The following is a 20,249-nucleotide window of genomic DNA, read 5'->3' on the forward strand; positions in this document are numbered from 1 at the left end:
GCGGAATTACTCCTTGTTCGATTTGTCTGTGATCCCCAGCGTATCTTCCGGGCGCACCGCGTTTTGCAGGGCCACCGCCCGCGCCAGGCGCGCGTAGCGCAGCTCCTGCTCGCGGAAGCGCGTCCATGTGGAGATGGTGGTGAAGAAGAACGCGAAGATCAGCGCGTAGAGCATGAGATCTGTGCCGCGTGAGACGCCGAGCCAGTTGGCCAGGATAGTCACATCGTCGGGGCGCAGAATCGCCCAGATCGCCGCGAACACGAGCACGACGAATCCGAGCTTGACCCACGCTTTCGCGTTCGCCTTCTTACGGTGGGTGAAGAAGTAGATGGCCAGCACCAGGGTGGCCAGGATGAGGAAGAACTGGATCACGGTAGCCTCCTTGCCACGATGCCGTCGGCGAGGATATTCACGCCGTTGATCAGGGATTGGCCCTTGCTCATGGAGTACTCCGTGTACAGAATGTCCACCGGCTCTTCGGCGACCCGCCAGCCGTGCTCATCGATCATGGTGACGATCTCGGAGGCGTGCGACATCCCGTTCATCCGGATGTTCATCTCGCCTGCCACCTTGGCGTTGAAGGCGCGCAGCCCGTTGTGCGCGTCCGTCAATCCCAGCCGGCGGGTGCGCGGGGAGAGAAACACCACGGTTTTCAGCACGACCCGCTTGATCCATGGCACCTGCGTTTTTTCCTGCCCGGCGAAGCGGGTGCCCACCACGATGTCGATGGGCTCGGTGCGCAGCCGGTGGATCATGCGCTTGACGTCTTTGACCTGGTGCTGGCCGTCGGCGTCGAAGGTGACGAAGTACTTCGCGCCGGGCTGGGCGCGGGCGTATTCCACGCCTGTCTGGATCGCTGCACCCTGGCCCAGGTTCACCGGGTGGTTGACCAGGTGCGCGCCCGCGGCGTGGATGGCTTGCGCGGAGTTGTCGCGGGAGCCGTCGTCGACCGCCACGATGTTGGGGAAGGTCTCCCGCGCACTCGTCAGCACCTCTTGGATAACCTGCCCCTCGTTGTAGCAGGGGACGATCAGCCAGGTGTCGTCATAGGACTCCTGGCCTGCATCCGGGTAAGTGTCGCGGGAATCGTTCATAGCGTGCAATACGTTACCGCGCACGGTGGAAAAGTAGGGCGTACACGCGTGTGAGCAGCCTGTGAGGAATAGTGGGTGAAAGGGTTCCTAACCCGGCTGCTCACTTACCTCGATGGAACAACACACTATACGCACGCTGCATAAGCTGTAGCGGGAGCGCGCGATAAAGGTTTCGGAGTACGAAGTTGAGACGCGCACGCATCGGTGAGACAAGGCCATATCGGACAAGTGCCGACTGAAGTGCCCTTTCAGCCTTGCGTACATTTTTCGCGGAACGGCGTCTGAACTGCTCTTGATCCACTCGGAAGTATGTCAGAGGTTCCGGAAGATTATAAAGCTTTTTCCCCTGCGAGATCATGCGTGCCCATAGGTCATAGTCCTCCATGCCATGCAGATCACGGTAGCCTCCTGCGGCAAGCACGTCGGCGGTGCGAAACATTACAGAAGGGTGGTTCATTGGGGAATTTAGACGGACGTACTTTGCGATTGCTGAGGGGGTTTCCGGTAGTGCTCTGACATTGCCGTGACCTGAGTCGTTAAACTCCCTCATGGATGAACCGACTGCCGAGATGTCGGGGTGCTCGTTAAGGAAGCGAAGCTGGGTCTCGATGCGGTGCGGGAAAGCGGCATCGTCTGAGTCGAGGCGTGCGACAAATTCGGTATCCACTGCATGAAGACCTGCAGCCAGAGCTTTCCCGAGACCAACGTTTTTCGGCAGTGGTAACGTATCGACTTTGCTGAGGAGCTCGCGGACATCCGGAGAGATCGGGCCGTCGAGAACCACGAGGATGCGTTCGGGAGGTCGAGTCTGTGCCTGCAGGCTCTCCAAAGCGAAAGCAAGGTCGCCAGGTTGCGTTTTTGCGTACACGGACATGAGTACTGTGACTTCGCCTACGCGCAATGGCTTGACCTGCTTTTCTTCGAAAAGTGAACGTGCGATCTCAGGGCTATTTTGTCTGAAGCCCTGAGCTTTCGCATCCGGCTAGTTCAGGGTTCTTAAAATACCATTCCCCGACCATACATGGCAGAATTTGACTGCCTTTCTCCAGTCTTTTCCTGCGGCAACAGCTGCCCATCGTCCTTGAGCATTGTTGTATAGATCCATTTCTTTTTCAGCTTGCGGGCCGGTAGTGTACTTTTCGTGATTGGTCCCAATCAGCTTCGCTGCTGGTTCTCCAAGATCGATCGTCATTGATGCGCTCCACCAGCAGTGACGCCAGGCGTCCCCTCTGCCGTTGTGTGTGGAATTTGGATAAAATCGGTAAGCTTCATTAGAAGCATGATCGGCGAGCTGTTTTGCTTTATAGCATTTGGAAGCGCCTAGAGCGATGCCGCATTGAGCGATCTCAGCAGCGCTCAAAACGATTCGAGTGTAGTCCGTTCGCGTTTGAGCGCTTGGATGCGCAATGGCGGCTGCATCTTCAAGCTCCGCTGTGACTGCGAGCTTGACTTCCAGACTGAGATTGTCGAATTCCTGCCAGAATTCCTCTTCGGGGAGAGTGCGATTCTGTTCAATGAAGGCTTCTGCATCGGCTTCTGCAGTTGGAGTGATTCGGTCTCGGTCAACGCTGCTAAAACCTTCGGTATCAAGTTCTTGGGTGTCCGCATAGGCGAGAGGTGTCAGGCCTAGTGCAAGAGTGAGTGTTGCTGCTGCAGCTATTTTTGCCAACATGGCATCTCCTTGGGTGTGGGGGTGGGGGCCCGATGGTTTTCCGGGTAAAAGTATTGTACTAAAAAAATAGGGAAGGGAAAGTACTTTGTCAGAACTTTTTCTAGTCCCGCGCCGCGTCCAGCAGGTAGCGCCCGTAGCCCGACTTCAGCGTGGCGTGTCCGAGCTCCTCCAGCGCTTCACGCGAGATGAAGCCCTCCCGGTAGGCGGCCACCTCGGGCGAGCCGATGATGGTGCCGGTGCGCTTCTGTATGACCTCCACGTACGCGCTGGCCTCGCTCATGGAGTCGATCGTGCCGGTATCGAGCCACACATCCCCGCGGTGCAGGCGGTGGACTTTCAGCGCACCTTCGCGCAGGTAGGCCTCGTTAACGCTGGTGATTTCCAGCTCGCCGCGCGCGCTCGGGGTGATCTGTTTGGCAATATCCACGGCGCGGTTGTCGTAGAAGTACAGGCCCACCACGGCGAAGTTGGACTTCGGGTGCGCAGGCTTTTCCTCAATGGACAGGGCCGTGCCATTGGCATCGAAGTCGACGACGCCGTAGCGCTGTGGGTCCGAGACCTCGTAGGCGAAAATCGCGCCGCCGTCTACGTCGCGAGTCTCGCCCAGGATGCGGGTCAGTTGCGCGCCTTCGAAGATGTTGTCGCCGAGCACGAGCGCGACCGACTCATCGCCGATGAAGTCCTCGCCGATGATGAAAGCCTGCGCGAGTCCATCCGGGGAGGGCTGGACGGCGTAGCTGAGCATGATGCCGAAACGTGAGCCGTCGCCAAGCAGGCGCTTGAACGCGCCCGCATCCTCCGGGGTGGTGATGATGAGGATCTCCCGGATACCCGCGCTGATCAGGGTGGTCAGCGGGTAATAGATCATCGGCTTGTCGTAGATGGGCATGAGCTGCTTCGATATGCCCTGCGTGATCGGGTACAGCCGCGTGCCGGACCCGCCGGCCAAGATGATGCCTCGCATGCGTCCCAGACTAGCTGGTGGTCTAGCCCTCGGACATCTCCTTGAGGAAGTCCTCAAAGGTGTAGCGGCCCGCCGCGATCTCGCGCACGTCGAACTTCACGGCTAGGCTGAGCACCGTGGTCAGCACGCCGAGCACCAGCAGCGCGATTTGCGGCTTGCTGATATTGGAGAAGTCGCCGCTGGACAGCGCCAACATGATGTCAGGTGCCGCAGTCGTGCTTGTCGACGTCGTAGGCGTCACCGTCGGCGTGACCGTCACGGTCACCGTGGGCGTGGGCGTGCCAGTCGGGGTCGTGGTCGGCGTTACGGTACCCGTTGCGGTAGTGGTCGCCGTGGCGGTGGCAGTGCCCGTCGCAGTCGCCGTCTCGCTCGCCTTTTCAGGAGCCGCCTGCGCCGGCGCGATCACGCATGCGGCGCTGAGAGCAGCGGTGGTGGCAACAGCCGCAAAAAACTTCTTCGACATTGGTGGCTCCTTTAATGTTTCTGGCAGCGAAGCAAGTACAGGGTCTAAACCTAGTGCATCGCAAGGTAGAGGGCGAGTGCTGCGCGCCAATTCATCGGCGCAAACCCGGTCGCCTTGATCTTGTCCAAGCTCAGCGTGGACTCCGCCGGGCGCGGTGCCTCGGGCCCGTTGAGCTCGGCGTACTGCGCGGTGGTCACCGGGTGGACCTCGGAAGGGGCGTGGCCGACCCCGATGAACACGGCCATGGCGATCTCGTCGCGGCCTACGGCATCCCCGTCTGAGGTGAGGTTGTAGACCCCGTACTCGGCCTTGGTGCGCAGCAGGTGCGCGATGCCCTTGGCCAGGTCCTCGGCGTAGGTGGGCCGCCCGCGCTGGTCCATGATCACCTTCGGCTCCACCCCGCGTGCGGCAAGACCCGCCATGGTGGACATGAAGTTGTTGCCCTCGCCGAAGACCCAGGCGGTGCGCACCACGTAGTGCTTGCGCGCCCCCTGCGCCGCCGTATCACCCGCGGCTTTCGACGCCCCGTAGGCCGACAGCGGCGACGGCAGCTCCGCCTCATCGTGGACCTCGTTGGTGCCGTCGAAGATGTAGTCGCTGGAGACGTGCACGAGCGTCAGATCGTGCGCGTTGCAGATCGCCGCCAGGCGCGCCGGGGCTTCAGCGTTAACGGCCCAGGCGGTGGCGCGGTCGGTCTCAGCCCCGTTGACGTCGTTGTAGGCGGCGCAGTTGATCACCGCCCAGTACTGGGAAAAGTCCAGCTCCGGTATGTCGGTGAGGTCGAACTCGGCGCGGGTAAAGAAGTCCGCTTCCTCGGCACTGTAGATCTGTTGGAGCGCTCGGCCCAACTGGCCGTTCGCGCCGGTGATGAGGATTTTGCGGGGCGGGACTGGCGTGGCGTCGGCAAGCGCGGGGTGCGCCTTGTCGGCCTCGGAGAGCTCGGTGGGTTGCAGCGGCCACTCGATTTCCTTGTAGGAGCAAAACGCGTAAGACCCGTTCGGGTTGTAGCGCTGATTGACCAGGTAAATGTAGGAGGTGTCGTCTTCGAGGGCCTGGAAGCCGTTGGCCACACCGCGCGGGACAAACACCGCCGTGTCCGGGCCGACCTCCAGGCCAAAAGTCTTGCCATAGGTGGGCGAGCCCGCGCGCATATCCACCCACGCGGCATAGACGCGGCCCGTGGCTACCGAGACCCACTTGTCCCAGGGCTCCGCGTGCATGCCGCGGGTGGCACCGCGCCGGGCGTTAAAGCTCACGTTCTGCTGCGCGGGCACGAGCGCCTGGCCGGCCCAGTTCTCCTTAAACCAGCCGCGGTTGTCCTCGTGGACACGCAGCGAGTGAACTTCCAGGCCTTCAATCGGGGTGTCAACCATGCGGGCCAGTCTACTGGCCGCGCGCCGCGTAGCCCGCCTCTACCTCGGCCTTGTCGCCTGCCCACCAGGACTCGTTGTCGCGGTACCACTCGATGGTCTGCTCCAAGCCCGCGCGCAGATCGGTGTAGCGCGGCGCCCAGCCCAGCTCGTTGAAAAGCTTGGTGGCGTCCATGGTGTAGCGCTGGTCGTGGCCGGGCCGGTCCGCCACGTGCTCGTAGGTGCCGCCCATGATCTCGCAGATTTCCTCGATGACCTGCTTGTTCGTCACGTGCACGGCGTCCATGCCGGTATGGGCCCCGATGTTGTAGGTCTCGCCGGTCGCGCCGCGTTCAAGGATCGCCAGCACCGCGTCGTTGTGGTCGTCCACGTGGATCCAGTCGCGCACCTGCGCGCCCGTGCCGTAGAGCTTCGCCGGCTGCCCTTGCAGCAGGTTGGTGATCTGGCGGGGGATGAACTTCTCCACGTGCTGGTAGGGGCCGTAGTTGTTGGAGCAGTTCGAGATCGTCGCGTTGATGCCGAAGGAGCGGACCCAGGCGCGCACCAGGTGATCCGAGCCGGCCTTGGTGGCCGAGTACGGCGAGGACGGGTTGTACGCGGTGGTCTCGGTAAAGGCGTCCTGAGCGCCGAGTTCCAGGTCGCCGAAGACCTCGTCGGTGGAGATGTGGTGCAGGCGCACGTCGTGTGCGCGCACCGCCTCGAGCAGCGCGTAGGTGCCGAGCAGGTTGGTATGCACGAAGGAAGAAGGATCCCGCAGCGAGTTGTCGTTGTGGGATTCGGCCGCGAAGTGCACCACGGTGTCCGCGCGGGCCACAAGCTTATTTACGAGCACCGCATCCGCCACATCACCCTGCACAAACTCCACGTCGCAGCCGTCGAGGCTCGCGCGGTTGCCCGCATACGTGAGCTTGTCCAGCACAATCACGTTGTCTGCTGCGCCGCGGTCGAGCACCATGCGCACGAAGTTGGATCCGATGAACCCGGCACCGCCGGTGACCAGCATTGTTTCCATGGGGGTCTACTTTACCGCCCGGCGCAGTCCCGCGATATGCACCAGCGCGCCCGCGGCAGGGCCCAAGAAGAGGGCAGTGCTTACCGACGCCACGTGGCCGCCCGCAGCCGCCGGCGCTCCAAACACGATCCCGAAAGCAACGACAGTGGCGGTGACCCAGCCCGCCACGTACCAACCGTGGCGCTCCAGGGCGAGCACGGCCACCCCGGTGATCATCAGCGCGCCCATCCACGCGGACGCGAAGGTGAGCACGCCGAGGGTGAGCCCGTTCATGGCGTACTCGGGGGAAAAGAGCAGCCGCAGAATCAGCGGGCCGAGGGTCCAGGCGGCAACGAACCCGACCGCGCCGAGCGCGAGCACCGCGGCGATCGGCATGGCGAGGGCAGAGTAGATGCGGTCGCGGTGCTCGACGAAGCGGACCACGAGCGCGGACTGGAAGCGCTGCAGCGGCACGAGCACCGGCGCGCGGGTGAGGATCACCGCGTTGATCAGCGCGGCGACGGGTGCGGCCGGGAATGCGGCGTTGATCACTGCCGGGAAACCCGTGATCAGCACGGCCGAGGCGCCGGATGCCACCATCGCGCTGAGCATGCGGCGCACGAACATCCCGCGGTTCACATCCACCGGTACGTGCAGGTGTTCGCGGCGTAGCAGTGTGAGCCAGCTGGCCGCGCCGATGACGGTGATGACGAGGAAGACAGTGAGCCCCCAGCCGGCGGCCCAGGCGGCCAGGGCCAGCACCAGACGCACGCCTGAGTCCAGGGCGAACAGCCCGGCGTAGCGATCCCAGGCCTGCAGCCCGGAGAGGACGCCCGCGAGCACTGCCTGGAAGGCGTAGCTGGCCAGTCCGATCGTCATGAGCGCGGTGGCGGTGCAGGGGGACTGGGGCACGACCAGGCCCATGAGCAGCACCCCGCCGAGGGCGACGATGACTAGCACGATCGCGGCGAGGCGCGCGCCGATGCGCCAGGGATTCGCCGCGCCCAGCTTCTTGGTCTCGCGGGCGGAGGCGACTGCGCGGGTGGTCTCGTGCGTGATGCCGTCGATAAGCCCAGTGCCCGCGAAGAACACGCTCCAGAACGCGGCGAAGTAGCGGTAGCCGGTCTCCGCGTCCAGCGCGCGGGCGGCGACCCACAAGACGACGAAGCCGCTGATCGCGGCGAAGATCGTCGCCAGCGTCAGGTTCCTCACTTGTCGGTCCCCGTGGCAGTGTCGCCGATCTTCTCCTCGAGCCAGGCGTAGATCATGGCTTCGACACGCGCGACCTGCTCGTTATCGGCGGCACCGGCGTGGCCGCCCGCGGTGTTTTCAAAGTAGTCCACCGGCTGGCCTGCCTCCCACAGCGCGAGCGCGAAGGTGCGCGCGTGCGCGGGGTGGACCCTATCGTCGCGGGTCGAGGTGGTCACCAGCGCCGGCGGGTACGCGGGCGTGCTGGCCACGTTGCGCAGCGGCGACCAGGTCTCGATGAAGGCGCGCTGCGCGGGATCATCCGGGTCGCCGTACTCGGCCATCCAGGACGCGCCCGCGGAAAGGGTGTGGTAGCGCAGCATGTCCGTCAGCGGCACCTGGACCACGGCCGCGCCGAAGCACTGCGGGTACTGTGTAAGCGCCCCGGAGGTCAGCAGCCCGCCGTTGGACCCGCCGCGGATGGCTATCTGGTTTGGCGTTGCGTAGCCGCGCGCCACCAGGTCCTCGAGTACGGCGCGGTGGTCCTCCCACACCTTGTGGCGGTGCTCCTTGACCGCCTGCGAGTGCCAGCGCGGGCCGAACTCGCCGCCGCCGCGCAGGTTGGGTTGGACGTAGAAGTAGCCCTTGGACAGCCAGGCGATCCCGCGCAGGTTGGAAAAACCGGGGGTGAGTGAGACCTCGAAGCCTCCGTAGCCGCCCACCAGTGTTGGGCGCGCACCAAGCGAGAAGTCGCCGGTGATGTAGTAGGGGATCTTCGTCCCGTCCGCCGAGGTCGCCCAGTGCTGGCGGGTGGTCAGTCCCGCGGTGTCGAAGAGGGCGGGGGCGTGCTTGATGTCGGTGGGCGTGGCGTCGTCAAGCATGAGCGTGCTCGGCGTGGTGAAGCTGGCGACGTTGAGCCAGACCTCATCGCCGTCGAGCGGGCTGGTGGCGACGATCGACGCGGTCACCGCCTCGGGCAGGGCCACCTCGGTGCGCTCCCACGTGCCGAGGGTGAAGCGTGAGATGCGCGTGGCGACGTTTTCCAGCGTGGTGACGTAGATGCCGGTGGCGGTTACCGAGAGGTCTTCGACCGCAGCATCGCTCACGAGCAGCGTGAACTCGCGCGCGCCTTTGAGAAAAGCGTTGAGCTCGATCACGGCGAGCGCCCCGGCCGGGACCGTCTGCGTGCCCGCGGGGTAGTCCGTGCGCGGCAGGATGAACAGCCACTTTTTGTAGGTCACCGCGGTGCAGTCGGTCGGCAGGTCGAGCTCGACGCCGTCGACCCAGGTCCGCGAGGTGTAAAAGTCCAGGGCGCGGGTGCATATGGTGCGCTCAAAGCCCGGGGTGGGGTCGAAGTGCGCGCCGACGGCCACGTCGGACGGCTCGCCGCGGAAGATCTCCTCGGCCTGACCAAGGTCGGTGCCGCGGTGCCAGCGCCGCACCTGTGCTGGGTAGCCCGACTGGGTGAGCGAATTCTCGCCCAGGTCGGTGCCCACCAGCAGCGTGTCGCGGTCGATCCAGCTCACGTCGGTTTTCGCCTCGGGCAGGGAAAAGCCCCCGTCGACGAAGCTGCGGCGGGCGAGGTCGAACTCGCGGATGACCACGGCGTCGGCACCTCCGCGCGAGAGCTTGAGCAGTGCGCGGTCGTGCTCCAGCGGCAGGACGGTCGCGCCCTTCCACACCCAGTCTTCGCCCTCGGCCTGGGCCAGGGTATCGACGCTGACTAACTCCTCCCACTGCGGTGTATCCGAGCGGTACTCGTCCAAGGTGGTGCGACGCCACACGCCGCGCGGGTTATCGGCGTCGCGCCAGAAGTTGTAAAGGTGCTCGCCGCGGCGCACCACGTACGGGATGCGATCGCTGGTATCGAGTGCGGCGCGCAGGCGCGAGCGCAGCTCGGCGGTGGCGGGGCATTCGAGCGCGTCCTCGGTGGCGCGCGACCACGCGGTGGCCCAGTCGAGCGCCTCGGAGCCCGTGATGTCGTCTAAAAAGTGCGGATCAATGGAGCGCATTTACATCCCAAAGGCCGGGGCGATCGTGGTGAACCAGGCCTTCTTGATGTCCTGGCGCCAGTAGCCCCACGAGTGCGTCCCCGCGTTGCGGAACTCGTAGTGCGCCGGGATGTTCAAGCCCTCAAGCTTGGCGCGCAGGTCGTGCGAGCACTGGTTGATCGCGGCCTCAATCGCGCCGCCTTCCACCTGCAGGGTGGTGGCGGCGATACCGGCGGCGACCTCTGGCACGCCTGCCTCGCCGACCAGGTAGCTGACCTGGTCCTGACGTCCGGCAAGGCCGGTAGAAGTAGAGATGTACAGCTTGGTGCCGCGCAGGCGCTCCGCGTTGAGCAGCGCGTCGTTCCAACGGTTGTTCGGCCCGCCCATCGGTCCCCACATCTGTTCCGGGGTGATCTGCTGGAAGTTTGGCACGTGGGAGGCGCGGTTGACGGTGACGCGCCCGTAGTTGTAGCCGTGCGGCGAGGACGTCGAGGCGCACCCGGAGAAGGAAGCGGCCGCATCATAAAAGCCTGGGCGGTGTTCCGGGAGCACCAGGGAGGTAGTGCCGGACATGGAGAAACCAACGATGGCGCGGCGGTTATCCGCGTTCAAGGTGCGTTCGATCGGGCCCGGCAGCTCCTTGGTCAGGAAAGTCTCCCACTTCTGCGGGCCCTTGAGGTAGCGGCCCTGCGGGTTGGGATCTACCCAATCCGTGTAATACGAAAACGCGCCGGCCTGGGGGATGACCACGTTGACGCCCTTGCCCGCGAAGAACTCTCGGACTTCAAAAGACTTCAGCCAATCCTGGTCCTGCTCTGCGCCGCCCGCGCCGTTGAGCAGGTAGATGATCGGTGCGTTTGCGACACGCTGGCCCGCTGGGTTGGTAGCCGGGACGACGGCGATGGGGATATCGCGGCGCATCGACGGCGAGTACACCTTGTAGGACAGCACGTTGCGGTGGTCGACCTGCTTGGTCCAGGACTGCGGTTGGTTCAGGTTCAGCGCCAGCGGTGGGTTGTTGCGGGCATCCCACGGCTTGACCACGCCGACCGGGCTCTCACCGGCAACCTGGCCTGCGGTGACAGTGGCGGCGTCGGCGGGGGCTGCCACACCGCAGGCCAACGCCAGCGTCGAGGCGAGAGCGGCAACTACGCGCTTCATCTTCATCGGTCCGGGTTTCCTTAACTTTTCTGCTCGGGGGAAGTTGGCAAACACCGCTCCGCGCGGCTGTGACGGAAGTTCATCATACGTTACTCGTGGGGCAATTGGGGTTTACGTGTGCGACAATGGGGCGCACAGTTTGTAATATTCGTGCCAGCAAACGCGAACATAGAGATGTGTGCCTTGCAATCCACTGCAAGTCCTGCTGGCACCTGCCCCAAAGAAGAGAAAGAGGTCCCTTTTATGAACGGTTTGGAAGCACTCCAGGTTCAGATCAACACCGTGCTCGGCGAGCTCATCCACGTTGGTTCGTCGATGTCGTCGACCATCGCCTACGGCATGGGGATGTTCTAGCCCTTTTGTGGCGGAGAAAGCGCCCTGGTCGCAGCTCATCAGTTGCGGCGAGGGCGCTTTACTTTGTCGGGCCGTGTGTTAGGCGTCCGGGAGGAGCGCCGGGCGGATCACGGTCTTCCAGGACTCGCGCATGTCCTCCAGCCAGGACGGCCAGGAGTGCGTGCCAGTGGCGCGGAAGTTGTAGTGCGCAGGAATGCCCTTGGCGTTGAGCTTGGCGCGCAGGTCGTGCGTGCAAGCATTCATCGCGCCCTCGATCGCGCCGCCTTCAACCAGTAGCGTCATGTGGTTAGAAAAAGCCTGACTCGAGTTGAGCCCGCGCTGGTTCTTCAGGTAGCCGATCATGTCGGTCTCGCTGGTCAGGCCGGTGCCCGAGGAGATGTAGAGCTTGGTGCCGCGCAGGTGCTCGGCCATCACCAGTGCGTCGTTGTAGCGGTTGTACTCCGAGCCCATCGGGCCCCACAGCTGATCCGGGGTGATGCCGCCCGCGCGGTTGACCGTCAGGCCCACGAAGAAGGAGGGCAGCGGGGTAGAGGTGGCGGCGCAGCCGGAGAAGGAGCCGACCGCGTCGTAGAAGCCGGGGTTGTGCTCGGCGAGCAGCAGCGAGGAGGTCGCGGACATGGAGAACCCGGACACGGCGCGCTTATCGTTCGCGTTCATGTAGGGCTCGATCGACTGGGGCAGCTCCTTGGCCAAGAACGTCGACCACATCTGCTTGCCATTGAGGTAGCGGTTCTTCTCAGGCACGGTGAGCCAGTCCACGTAGTAGGAGAACGCGCCCTCCATCGGGATGACCACGTTCACCGGCTCATTGCCGAGGGTCTTGTAGATCGTGCCCGCGGCCTGCGCCAGCCAGTCGGTGTTCTGCTCGGAACCGCCAGCACCGTTGAGGAGGTAGTAGGTCGGCGCGTTGTCGATCGGCTTGCCTGCACTATCGGTCGCGCGGATCATCGCGACCGGGATGTCGCGCTCCATCGACGGCGAGTACACCTCGAGCGCCTCGCCGCCTGGGAACTGCTTGACCTTCTGAATCCAGGACTGCTCCCCGCCGTCGGTCGACGGCAGCGAGCGCGAAAGCGGCTTGACGGTACCCGCAGGGCTCTCCTGTTCCTCCGGCATGTTGGCCAGCTTCTCCGGGTCGGTCTCCGGGCCTGCCAGCGCGTTGTCCAGCACCTCGCCCAAATCTCCTTCCTCGCCGGTGGGCTTGGACGCGCCGATGTCCTCGCCTTCGGGTAGGTCGCTGTCGACGGGCGCATCCACCACGCCGACCTCGTCGACTACCTCGGTGGTGGTGGTCACTACGGGCTCTGCCGCTTCTTCGCTTGCCGACGGCGCGTTGTCGGCCGTGCCTTCAGTCGTGGTCGCGGCCGCAGCTGTCTCGGCTGCGCTTGTGGCGGAGCTGGTCTCCGGCACGGTCGCCTGCGTGGTCGACTGCGCCGCGGCGATGTGGGCGGTCTCCGCGTCAGACGAGTTGCTCGCGGTGAGGTGGGCAGTAGTCGGGATCGCGGTTGCAGCGACGGCAAGAGCGGCGACGGCAGCGATCGCCGGGCGCGTCATTTTCACAGGTTGGCTCGCTTTCCTGAGTCTGGTGTGGGGATCGTTAGGGTATATAGTGCCAGATCGCTGAAGCGTTACCCAAGGGTAGCGGGCGTCGGAAAGCGGCGGGGCCGAGGCGAAGTCGGCGCAGGGGCACGCAAAATCGGGGGAGTCGTACCCAAAGTGCGGGAATACACGTATCCTGATGGGCGTGAGTAAAGAACATTTTGACGTTGTTGTCCTCGGCGCGGGCCCCGGTGGCTACGTTGCCGCAATCCGTGCAGCTCAGCTGGGTAAAAAGGTTGCAGTTGTAGAGAAGCAGTACTGGGGCGGTGTGTGCCTGAACGTGGGCTGCATCCCGTCCAAGGCGTTGATTAAGAACGCCGAGGTTGCTGAAATTTTCAACCACGATGCCAAGACGTTCGGCATTAAGGGCGATGTGGAGTTTGATTACGAAGACGCCCACAAGCGCTCCCGCCAGGTCTCCAAGAAGATCGTCGGCGGCGTGCATTACCTGATGAAGAAGAACAAGATCACCGAGGTCAACGGTCTTGGCTCCTTCAAGGATGCGAACACGATCGAGATCACCGAGGGCGACGATAAGGGTAAGGTCGTCACCTTCGACGATTGCATTATCGCTACCGGTTCTGTCGTGCGCACCCTGCCGGGCATTGAGCTGTCCGAGAACGTGGTGTCCTATGAGGAGCAGATCCTGAATCCGGAGGCTCCGGAGAAGATGGTCATCGTCGGTGCCGGTGCCATCGGTATGGAGTTCGCCTACGTGCTGTCCAACTACGGCGTGGACGTCACGGTGGTGGAGTACATGGACCGCGTCCTGCCGAACGAGGACAAGGACGTGTCCAAGGAGATCGCCAAGAAGTACAAGAAGCTCGGCGTGAAGCTTCTGACCGGCCACGCCACCACCGCGGTGCGCGACAACGGTGACTCCGTTGAGGTCGACATTAAGAAGAACGACTCCGAGAAGACCGAGACGCTGACCGTGGATCGCGTGATGATCTCCGTCGGCTTCGCCCCGCGCGTTGAGGGCTACGGCCTGGAGAACACCGGCGTGGAGCTGACCGACCGCGGCGCGATCGACATTGATGAGCGCATGCGCACCAACGTCGACCACATCTACGCCATCGGCGACGTGACCGCCAAGCTGCAGCTTGCGCACGTGGCGGAGGCCCAGGGCATCATTGCTGCGGAGACCATCGCTGGTGCGGAAACCCTCGAGATCGAGGACTACATGATGACCCCGCGCGCTACCTTCTGTAACCCGCAGGTCGCCTCCATGGGTTACACCGAGGAGCAGGCCAAGGAGAAGTGGCCGGACCGCGACATCAAGGTCGCGACCTTCCCGTTCAGCGCGAACGGCAAGGCCGTCGGTCTGGCTGAGACCGCCGGCTTTGGCAAGCTTGTTGCGGACGCCGAGTTCGGCGAGATCCTCGGTGCGCACCTCGTTGGTCCGAACGTCTCCGAACTGCTGCCGGAAATCACCCTGGCGCAGCGCTTCGACCTCACCGCCGGTGAGATCGCGCGCAACATCCACATCCACCCGACGCTGTCTGAGGTGCTCAAGGAGATCGCGCACGGCGTCGAAGGCCACATGATCAACCTGTAGAAGGCCACGAACGCATCTGAAACTCGCCCCGGTTTTGCCGGGGCGTTTTTCGCATCTCAACAGGCTCGTGGGCGTCGCAAAGCAATGGCTCAACCTCAGGTTGACTCTTAGGGTGGGCTTACCAACCAAAGGTTGACACATTAAGGGGTACTGAAAGGGGTACCCTCAACAAAGCTGGTGCAAGGTGTCCAAAGTCACAAATGCGCGTAGGGAAACCTGGCAAGGTTGAAATCTGCTGGGAGTATGGAGCGATCCACAAAAGATATGCTCATTGTGGGAGGTGGGAGGGGGTGTCTCGGCGTGCAAAGCGGACAATAAAGTATGTGGCAAGACCAAAGGTTGCCTACAGTAGTAGCGACACTGGAGGTGCCATGACTGTACAAAACGCAGACCGTGAAGCAATTCGTCACGGAAAAATCACTGAGAAGCCGCTGCGCGAGCGGCCGTCCTACCCAACGTGGGCTTTGAAGCTGACCATGGCCATCACTGGCCTTATTTTTGGTCTTTTCGTGCTTGGCCACATGGTGGGCAACCTGAAGATCTTTATGCCGCTCGATGCGAACGGGGAGGCGCCGATTGATGCATACGGCCGCTTCCTGCGCGAGATGGGCGAGCCGTTGTTCCCGCACGAGGGCTTCCTGTGGATCGTCCGCATTGTGCTGCTTGCCTGCCTGGTGCTGCACATCTGGGGCGCATTCGCGCTGAAGTCGCGCTCGGCGAAGTCCCGCGGCAAGTTCAAGCGCACGGGCCTGATGGGTGGCTGGCAGTCCACCGCCACCCGCTGGATGCTGGTGACCGGCGTTATTTTGCTGCTGTTCATCATCTTCCACCTGCTGGACCTCACGGTCGGCCAGGTCGTCGCCTCTGAGCAGTTCATGCACGGTGAGGTGCGCAATAACCTGCTCGCCACGTTTGCGCCTGAGCGCTGGTACGTCACCCTGTTCTATGTAGTGGCCAACCTTGCGCTGCTGCTGCACCTGACCCACGGCATCTACCTCGCTGTCTCCGACCTCGGTTGGCTGGGCGAGCGCGGCCGCGGCCTGATGGTGCTGCTGGCATACGTCCTTCCGTTCATCGTGGTCATCGGCAACGTTGTGATGCCGATCGCCATCATGCTCGGCTGGGTCCCAGGCTTTTCCCGGTAACGGCTGATAGAGGAGAAATACAACTATGACTACCGCATTCAACGCCAACCAGGGCGCACAGAGCGGCGAAGCCGACACCACTGTCACCGCTGCCCAGGACACCGCACAGGGCTTCCGCCAGCCGGAGTCCGTCGCGCCTGGTGTGACCCCGGGTCACGTCCTCGAGTCCAACGAGCCGAACCGCGACGAGGTCCGGATGAAGGACATGTGGGCCTACCAGAAGGACCACATGAACCTGGTCTCCCCGCTGAACCGTCGCAAGTTCACCGTGCTCGTAGTCGGCACCGGCCTGTCCGGTGGCGCTGCAGCTGCCGCACTCGGTGAGCTGGGCTACAACGTCAAGGCGTTCACCTACCACGACGCACCGCGTCGTGCGCACTCCATCGCTGCGCAGGGTGGCGTCAACTCCGCCCGCGGCAAGAAGGTGGACAACGACGGCGCGTACCGCCACACCAAGGACACCGTCAAGGGCGGCGACTACCGCTGCCGCGAGTCCGACTGCTGGCGTCTGGCCATCGAGTCGGTCCGCGTGATCGACCACATGAACGCCATCGGCGCACCGTTCGCCCGTGAGTACGGCGGCACCCTGGCCACCCGTTCCTTCGGTGGTGTGCAGGTCTCCCGTACCTACTACACACGTGGCCAAACGGGCCAGCAGCTGCAGCTGTCCACCGCGTCGGCACTGCAGCGCCAGATCCACCTGGGCAACGTGGAGATCTTCACCCACAACGACCTGATGGACCTGGTCATCACGGAAGAGGACGGCAAGAAGCGCTGCCGCGGCATTGTCACCCGCAACCTGATTAACGGCGAGATCGTGCCGTTTACCGGCCACGCTGTCATCCTGGCGACCGGCGGTTACGGCAACGTCTACCACAAGACCACCCTGGCGAAGAACTCCAACTCTTCCGCCATGATGCGCGCCTACGAGCGCGGCGCTTACCTCGCCTCCCCGGCGTTTATCCAGTTCCACCCGACTGGTCTGCCGGTGAACGCAGAGTGGCAGGCGAAGACGACGCTGATGTCGGAGTCCCTGCGTAACGACGGTCGAATTTGGACCCCGAAGGAGAAGGGCGACGACCGCGATCCGAAGGACATTCCGGAAGAGGAGCGCGATTACTTCCTCGAGCGCCGCTACCCTGCGTTCGGCAACCTGGTGCCGCGTGACGTGGCATCCCGCGCCATCTCCCAGCAGCTCAACGCCGGCTACGGCGTGGGCCCGCTGCACAACTCCGCGTACCTGGACTTCGCCGACGCAATCGAGCGCCTCGGCGAGGACACGATCCGCGAGCGCTACTCCAACCTGTTCGAGATGTACCTGGACTCCACCGGTGAGGACCCGTACAAGGCTCCGATGCGTATCGCCCCGACCGTCCACTTCACCATGGGCGGCCTGTGGACCGACTTCAACGAGATGACGTCCATCGACGGCCTGTTCGCCGCCGGTGAGTGCTCCTGGACCTACCACGGCGCGAACCGCCTGGGCGCGAACTCCCTGCTGTCGGCTTCCGTCGATGGCTGGTTCACCCTGCCGTTTACGGTGCCGAACTACCTGGCCAACCACCTCGGCGAGGAGCGCCTGGCGGAGGACGCACCGGAGGTCGCCGAGGCTGTCAACCGCGCCAAGGACATGGTCGAGCAGATCATGAACGTCAAGGGCAATGACCCGCACGGCCCGGAGTACTTCCACAAGCAGCTCGGCGAGATCCTCTACGAGCACTGTGGTGTCTCCCGTACCGTTGAGGGCCTGCAGGAGGGCATCAAGAAGATCCGCGCCCTGCGCGAGGACTTCCGTGCCAACATCTCCGTCCCGGGCTCCGCTGATGAGATGAACCAGACGCTCGAGGCCGCACTCCGCCTGGCTGACTACATCAACCTGGGCGAGCTCATGTGCATCGACGCGCTTGACCGTGACGAGTCCTGTGGTGCGCACTACCGCATGGATCACCTCTCCGAGGACGGCGAGGCTGAGCGTGACGACGAGAACTGGTGCTTCGTCTCCGCGTGGGAGCCGGCTGGCGAGGGCGAGTTCATTCGCCACGCAGAACCCCTGTACTTTGATTCGATCCCGCTGATGACAAGGAACTACAAGTAATGAAACTGACACTTGAGATCTGGCGTCAGGCCGGACCCGACACTGACGGGCACTTTGAGACGGTGCAGGTAGATGACGCCGTCGAGCAGATGTCCATCCTGGAGCTCCTCGACCACGTGAACAACAACCTGGTCGAGGAAGGCAAGGAGCCCTTCGTCTTCGCCTCTGACTGCCGCGAGGGCATCTGTGGCACCTGTGGCCTGAGCGTGAACGGCCGCCCGCACGGCGCCGACACGAACATCACGGCCTGCCTGCAGCGCCTGTACAACTACAACGACGGCGACACGCTGAAGATCGAGCCCTTCCGCTCCGGCTCGTTCCCGGTGATCAAGGACCTCACCGTGGATCGCTCCGCACTGGACCGCGTGATGCAGCAGGGCGGCTACGTCTCCGTCAACGCCGGTACTGCACCGGACGCCGACACGCTGGCTGTCAACCACCACGACGCGGAGACCGCGCTGGACTACGCCGCCTGCATCGGCTGCGGTGCCTGCGTGGCTGCCTGCCCGAACGGTGCTGCGCACCTGTTCACGGGCGCGAAGCTCAAGCACCTGAAGCTGCTGCCCCTGGGCAAGCAGGAGCGCGGCCGTCGTGCCCGCAACATGGTCGACGAGCTGGAGACCAACTTCGGCCACTGCTCGCTCTACGGCGAGTGTGCGGATGTGTGCCCGGCGGGTATCCCGCTGGACGCGGTCGGCGCAATCAACGCCGAGCGTGCGCGCGCAGCCTTCCGCGGTGGCGACGACTAGGCCGTCGTATAATGACGACAGAGTATTGACCGAGTATTTGACGCAGGACTAGAGAAAAGAGTCATCATGGCTTCCGAGCACGCTGTTGCAGACATCAGGAGCGAATCCTTCCCGGACTACGAGCCGGCTATTCAGGACACCTACATTGAGGGCTACGACCCGGTTTCCCTCGCCGCGCCCCATGCATCGCTGAACAAGCACGCCACCTGGATCTCGATGGGGCTGATCCTGGCCTCCTTGCACGGTTTCGGTATGGCTGTGTGGGGCGGTGCCGCAATGCTCTACGGCTTCGGCGCTCAGCAGCACGACTACGCCCAGATCATGCTCATCATCGGCGTGGTTGAGATGGTCCTCACCCTCGTCGGTGGCGCTGCCCTGTTGGGCGTGGGTCGTAAGGACTACAAGGCCTACCGCAAGGCCACCGGCCGCGTGAACTAGTCACTGCGCCAAATCTTAAACTCCCCGTCCGGGAACGCAGAGGTTCTCGGGCGGGGAGTTTTGCGTGCGCGGCCACTCGTGACTTGAGTCGAGCCCGCAGTACCTGCCCTGCCATAATCGGGGTATGGCTCAGCACGCGCTCATGCCCGCGCCCGCGAATGAAGAGGCGCGGCGGCGGACTTTAAGAAACCACAAGATCTTCGTTACCAGCCTGCTTGGGCTGATGGCGGTGATCTTCCTGTCCTGCTCCTGGTGGCAATCCACCGGTAGCGCGCCCGCCTGGGTGGGGTACGTGCGCGCGGCCGCGGAGGCCGGCATGGTCGGCGGGCTCGCCGACTGGTTCGCCGTGACCGCCCTGTTCCGCTATCCCATGGGCATCCCGATCCCGCACACGGCGATCATCCCCAACAAGAAGGACCAGGTCGCCGACGCGCTCAGCGAGTTCGTGAGCGAGAACTTCCTCAACGCACAGACGATCACGCAGAAGGTGATGGAGGCCAAGCTGCCCGAGCGCGTCGGCGCGTGGCTCGCGCAGCCTGCAAACGCCGAACGCGTGAGCGAAGAGGTCGGCGTCTTCACCGTCCGCCTGGTGCGCGGCATCGACTCGGCGGATGCGGAGGCACTCATCAACACGCAGCTGATAGACCGGCTCGCGGAGCCGACGTGGGGCCCGCCGCTCGGCCGTGCGCTCGACGGCTTCATCGCCGACGGCAAGGCCGAACCCATCGTGGATGACATCATCGCCTGGTCCCGCACCAAGCTCGGTGGGATGGAGGAGAGCATCATCACGCTTATCGACGAGCGCATGCCCCGCTGGGCTCCCAAGTTTGCCAAGGACCTGGTGGGGGAGAAGGTCTATTCCGAGCTGGTGAAATTCATGGCTGAGGTAGACCATGACCCGAATCACGAGGCCCGCCGTGCGATCCGCCGCCAGCTCAACCAGTTCGCCCAGGACCTGCAGTTCGACGGGGAGATGATCGCGCGCGTCGAGGCGCTGAAGACCGACGTGATGGGCTCGAACGCGGTGACCGCTGCCGCGGGCAACATCTGGGCGCAGGTCTCCGAGGCACTCATCGCCAACGCCTCGGATGCGGACAGCTTGCTGCGTCGCAAGGTGGCAAGCGCCGCGCAGGAGTGGGGCGAGAAGCTGGCGCACGACGAGCAGGTGCGCGCCGCGGCAGCGGAGAAGCTGGAGAAGGCGGTGCACTACGCCGCCGACAACGGCGCGGACCAGATCGTCGGCATTATTGCGGAGACGATCCAGCGCTGGGACGGGCGCGAGGCTTCCGACAAAATCGAGCTGATGGTGGGCAAGGACCTGCAGTTCATTCGCCTCAACGGCACGATCGTGGGTGCGCTCGCCGGTCTGGTTATTTACACTGTGTCGCAACTGCTCTTTTTCTAACAAAGGATGATC

General features: G+C 63.7%; 18 protein-coding genes. 6 read left to right on the forward strand and 12 right to left on the reverse strand.

The features are described 5' to 3' along the window. Positions 1–6 precede the first annotated feature (6 nt). From HMPREF2990_RS10155 to HMPREF2990_RS10210, 12 genes are all read right to left on the reverse strand, one after another. Complete coding sequence (locus HMPREF2990_RS10155) at positions 7–372, reverse strand: DUF2304 domain-containing protein (RefSeq protein WP_070764514.1); 366 nt, start codon at positions 370–372, stop codon at positions 7–9. Then, a complete protein-coding gene (locus HMPREF2990_RS10160) occupies positions 369–1,094 on the reverse strand; it encodes a glycosyltransferase family 2 protein (protein ID WP_070764515.1) in 726 nt (241 codons plus the stop codon). The genes HMPREF2990_RS10155 and HMPREF2990_RS10160 overlap by 4 nt, the downstream gene beginning before the upstream one ends. Positions 1,095–1,194: 100 nt before the next feature. After that, positions 1,195–1,968 (reverse strand): glycosyltransferase, encoded by a 774-nt coding sequence (locus tag HMPREF2990_RS10165; RefSeq protein WP_070764516.1) that lies wholly within the window; start codon positions 1,966–1,968, stop codon positions 1,195–1,197. 108 nt (positions 1,969–2,076) lie between these two features. Further along, a complete protein-coding gene (locus HMPREF2990_RS12765; protein ID WP_141757881.1) occupies positions 2,077–2,766 on the reverse strand; it encodes a DUF6973 domain-containing protein in 690 nt (229 codons plus the stop codon). Between the two features lie 100 nt (positions 2,767–2,866). Further along, positions 2,867–3,730, reverse strand: a complete 864-nt coding sequence (gene rfbA / locus HMPREF2990_RS10175; protein WP_070764518.1) for a glucose-1-phosphate thymidylyltransferase RfbA — start codon at positions 3,728–3,730, stop codon at positions 2,867–2,869. A 22-nt stretch (positions 3,731–3,752) separates the two neighbouring features. Further along, a complete protein-coding gene (locus HMPREF2990_RS13035; RefSeq protein WP_070764519.1) occupies positions 3,753–4,193 on the reverse strand; it encodes a hypothetical protein in 441 nt (146 codons plus the stop codon). Positions 4,194–4,243: 50 nt separating this feature from the next. Next, positions 4,244–5,566: a sugar nucleotide-binding protein gene (locus tag HMPREF2990_RS10185; RefSeq protein ID WP_070764520.1), complete on the reverse strand. Its 1,323-nt coding sequence runs from the start codon at positions 5,564–5,566 to the stop codon at positions 4,244–4,246. Positions 5,567–5,576: 10 nt separating this feature from the next. Beyond that, a complete protein-coding gene (rfbB, locus tag HMPREF2990_RS10190) occupies positions 5,577–6,575 on the reverse strand; it encodes a dTDP-glucose 4,6-dehydratase (protein WP_070764521.1) in 999 nt (332 codons plus the stop codon). Between the two features lie 6 nt (positions 6,576–6,581). Next, positions 6,582–7,766, reverse strand: coding sequence for a hypothetical protein (locus HMPREF2990_RS10195; RefSeq protein WP_070764522.1), 1,185 nt, complete (start codon positions 7,764–7,766; stop codon positions 6,582–6,584). Next, positions 7,763–9,754: a prolyl oligopeptidase family serine peptidase gene (locus tag HMPREF2990_RS10200; RefSeq protein ID WP_070764523.1), complete on the reverse strand. Its 1,992-nt coding sequence runs from the start codon at positions 9,752–9,754 to the stop codon at positions 7,763–7,765. The genes HMPREF2990_RS10195 and HMPREF2990_RS10200 overlap by 4 nt, the downstream gene beginning before the upstream one ends. Next, entirely contained in the window at positions 9,755–10,900 is a 1,146-nt protein-coding gene (locus HMPREF2990_RS10205; RefSeq protein WP_210399980.1) for an alpha/beta hydrolase, read from the reverse strand. Positions 10,901–11,326: 426 nt separating this feature from the next. Beyond that, positions 11,327–12,802: an alpha/beta hydrolase gene (locus HMPREF2990_RS10210; RefSeq protein ID WP_246817522.1), complete on the reverse strand. Its 1,476-nt coding sequence runs from the start codon at positions 12,800–12,802 to the stop codon at positions 11,327–11,329. Between the two features lie 184 nt (positions 12,803–12,986). Between HMPREF2990_RS10210 and lpdA the strand changes: the two genes are divergently transcribed. The 6 genes from lpdA to HMPREF2990_RS10240 all read left to right on the forward strand — a co-directional run bounded on the left by lpdA (position 12,987) and on the right by HMPREF2990_RS10240 (position 20,237). Then, positions 12,987–14,405 carry a dihydrolipoyl dehydrogenase gene (gene lpdA / locus HMPREF2990_RS10215; RefSeq protein WP_070764524.1) on the forward strand — a complete coding sequence of 473 codons (1,419 nt, stop codon included), beginning with the start codon at positions 12,987–12,989 and terminating at the stop codon, positions 14,403–14,405. Positions 14,406–14,776: 371 nt separating this feature from the next. Next, complete coding sequence (locus HMPREF2990_RS10220; protein WP_038587973.1) at positions 14,777–15,550, forward strand: succinate dehydrogenase cytochrome b subunit; 774 nt, start codon at positions 14,777–14,779, stop codon at positions 15,548–15,550. A gap of 25 nt (positions 15,551–15,575) precedes the next feature. Beyond that, entirely contained in the window at positions 15,576–17,645 is a 2,070-nt protein-coding gene (locus tag HMPREF2990_RS10225) for a fumarate reductase/succinate dehydrogenase flavoprotein subunit (protein WP_038587976.1), read from the forward strand. Then, positions 17,645–18,394 (forward strand): succinate dehydrogenase/fumarate reductase iron-sulfur subunit, encoded by a 750-nt coding sequence (locus HMPREF2990_RS10230; RefSeq protein ID WP_070764525.1) that lies wholly within the window; start codon positions 17,645–17,647, stop codon positions 18,392–18,394. The genes HMPREF2990_RS10225 and HMPREF2990_RS10230 overlap by 1 nt, the downstream gene beginning before the upstream one ends. 66 nt (positions 18,395–18,460) lie before the next feature. Beyond that, entirely contained in the window at positions 18,461–18,832 is a 372-nt protein-coding gene (locus tag HMPREF2990_RS10235; protein ID WP_038587982.1) for a hypothetical protein, read from the forward strand. A gap of 124 nt (positions 18,833–18,956) precedes the next feature. Continuing rightward, positions 18,957–20,237 (forward strand): DUF445 domain-containing protein, encoded by a 1,281-nt coding sequence (locus HMPREF2990_RS10240; RefSeq protein WP_070764526.1) that lies wholly within the window; start codon positions 18,957–18,959, stop codon positions 20,235–20,237. The last annotated feature ends 12 nt before the right edge of the window (positions 20,238–20,249 follow it).

It is taken from the genome of Corynebacterium sp. HMSC071B10 (assembly GCF_001814825.1).
Classification (GTDB): Bacteria; Actinomycetota; Actinomycetes; order Mycobacteriales; family Mycobacteriaceae; genus Corynebacterium.

Coding starts and splice junctions, on each gene's coding strand:
- HMPREF2990_RS10160 (WP_070764515.1), bottom strand. CDS start 1,094: ATGAACGATTCCCGCGACACTTACCCGGATGCAGGCCAGGAGTCCTAT.
- HMPREF2990_RS10165 (WP_070764516.1), bottom strand. CDS start 1,968: ATGTCCGTGTACGCAAAAACGCAACCTGGCGACCTTGCTTTCGCTTTG.
- HMPREF2990_RS12765 (WP_141757881.1), bottom strand. CDS start 2,766: ATGTTGGCAAAAATAGCTGCAGCAGCAACACTCACTCTTGCACTAGGC.
- rfbA (WP_070764518.1), bottom strand. CDS start 3,730: ATGCGAGGCATCATCTTGGCCGGCGGGTCCGGCACGCGGCTGTACCCG.
- HMPREF2990_RS13035 (WP_070764519.1), bottom strand. CDS start 4,193: ATGTCGAAGAAGTTTTTTGCGGCTGTTGCCACCACCGCTGCTCTCAGC.
- HMPREF2990_RS10185 (WP_070764520.1), bottom strand. CDS start 5,566: ATGGTTGACACCCCGATTGAAGGCCTGGAAGTTCACTCGCTGCGTGTC.
- rfbB (WP_070764521.1), bottom strand. CDS start 6,575: ATGGAAACAATGCTGGTCACCGGCGGTGCCGGGTTCATCGGATCCAAC.
- HMPREF2990_RS10200 (WP_070764523.1), bottom strand. CDS start 9,754: ATGCGCTCCATTGATCCGCACTTTTTAGACGACATCACGGGCTCCGAG.
- HMPREF2990_RS10205 (WP_210399980.1), bottom strand. CDS start 10,900: ATGAAGATGAAGCGCGTAGTTGCCGCTCTCGCCTCGACGCTGGCGTTG.
- HMPREF2990_RS10210 (WP_246817522.1), bottom strand. CDS start 12,802: ATGACGCGCCCGGCGATCGCTGCCGTCGCCGCTCTTGCCGTCGCTGCA.
- lpdA (WP_070764524.1), top strand. CDS start 12,987: ATGGGCGTGAGTAAAGAACATTTTGACGTTGTTGTCCTCGGCGCGGGC.
- HMPREF2990_RS10220 (WP_038587973.1), top strand. CDS start 14,777: ATGACTGTACAAAACGCAGACCGTGAAGCAATTCGTCACGGAAAAATC.
- HMPREF2990_RS10225 (WP_038587976.1), top strand. CDS start 15,576: ATGACTACCGCATTCAACGCCAACCAGGGCGCACAGAGCGGCGAAGCC.
- HMPREF2990_RS10230 (WP_070764525.1), top strand. CDS start 17,645: ATGAAACTGACACTTGAGATCTGGCGTCAGGCCGGACCCGACACTGAC.
- HMPREF2990_RS10235 (WP_038587982.1), top strand. CDS start 18,461: ATGGCTTCCGAGCACGCTGTTGCAGACATCAGGAGCGAATCCTTCCCG.
- HMPREF2990_RS10240 (WP_070764526.1), top strand. CDS start 18,957: ATGGCTCAGCACGCGCTCATGCCCGCGCCCGCGAATGAAGAGGCGCGG.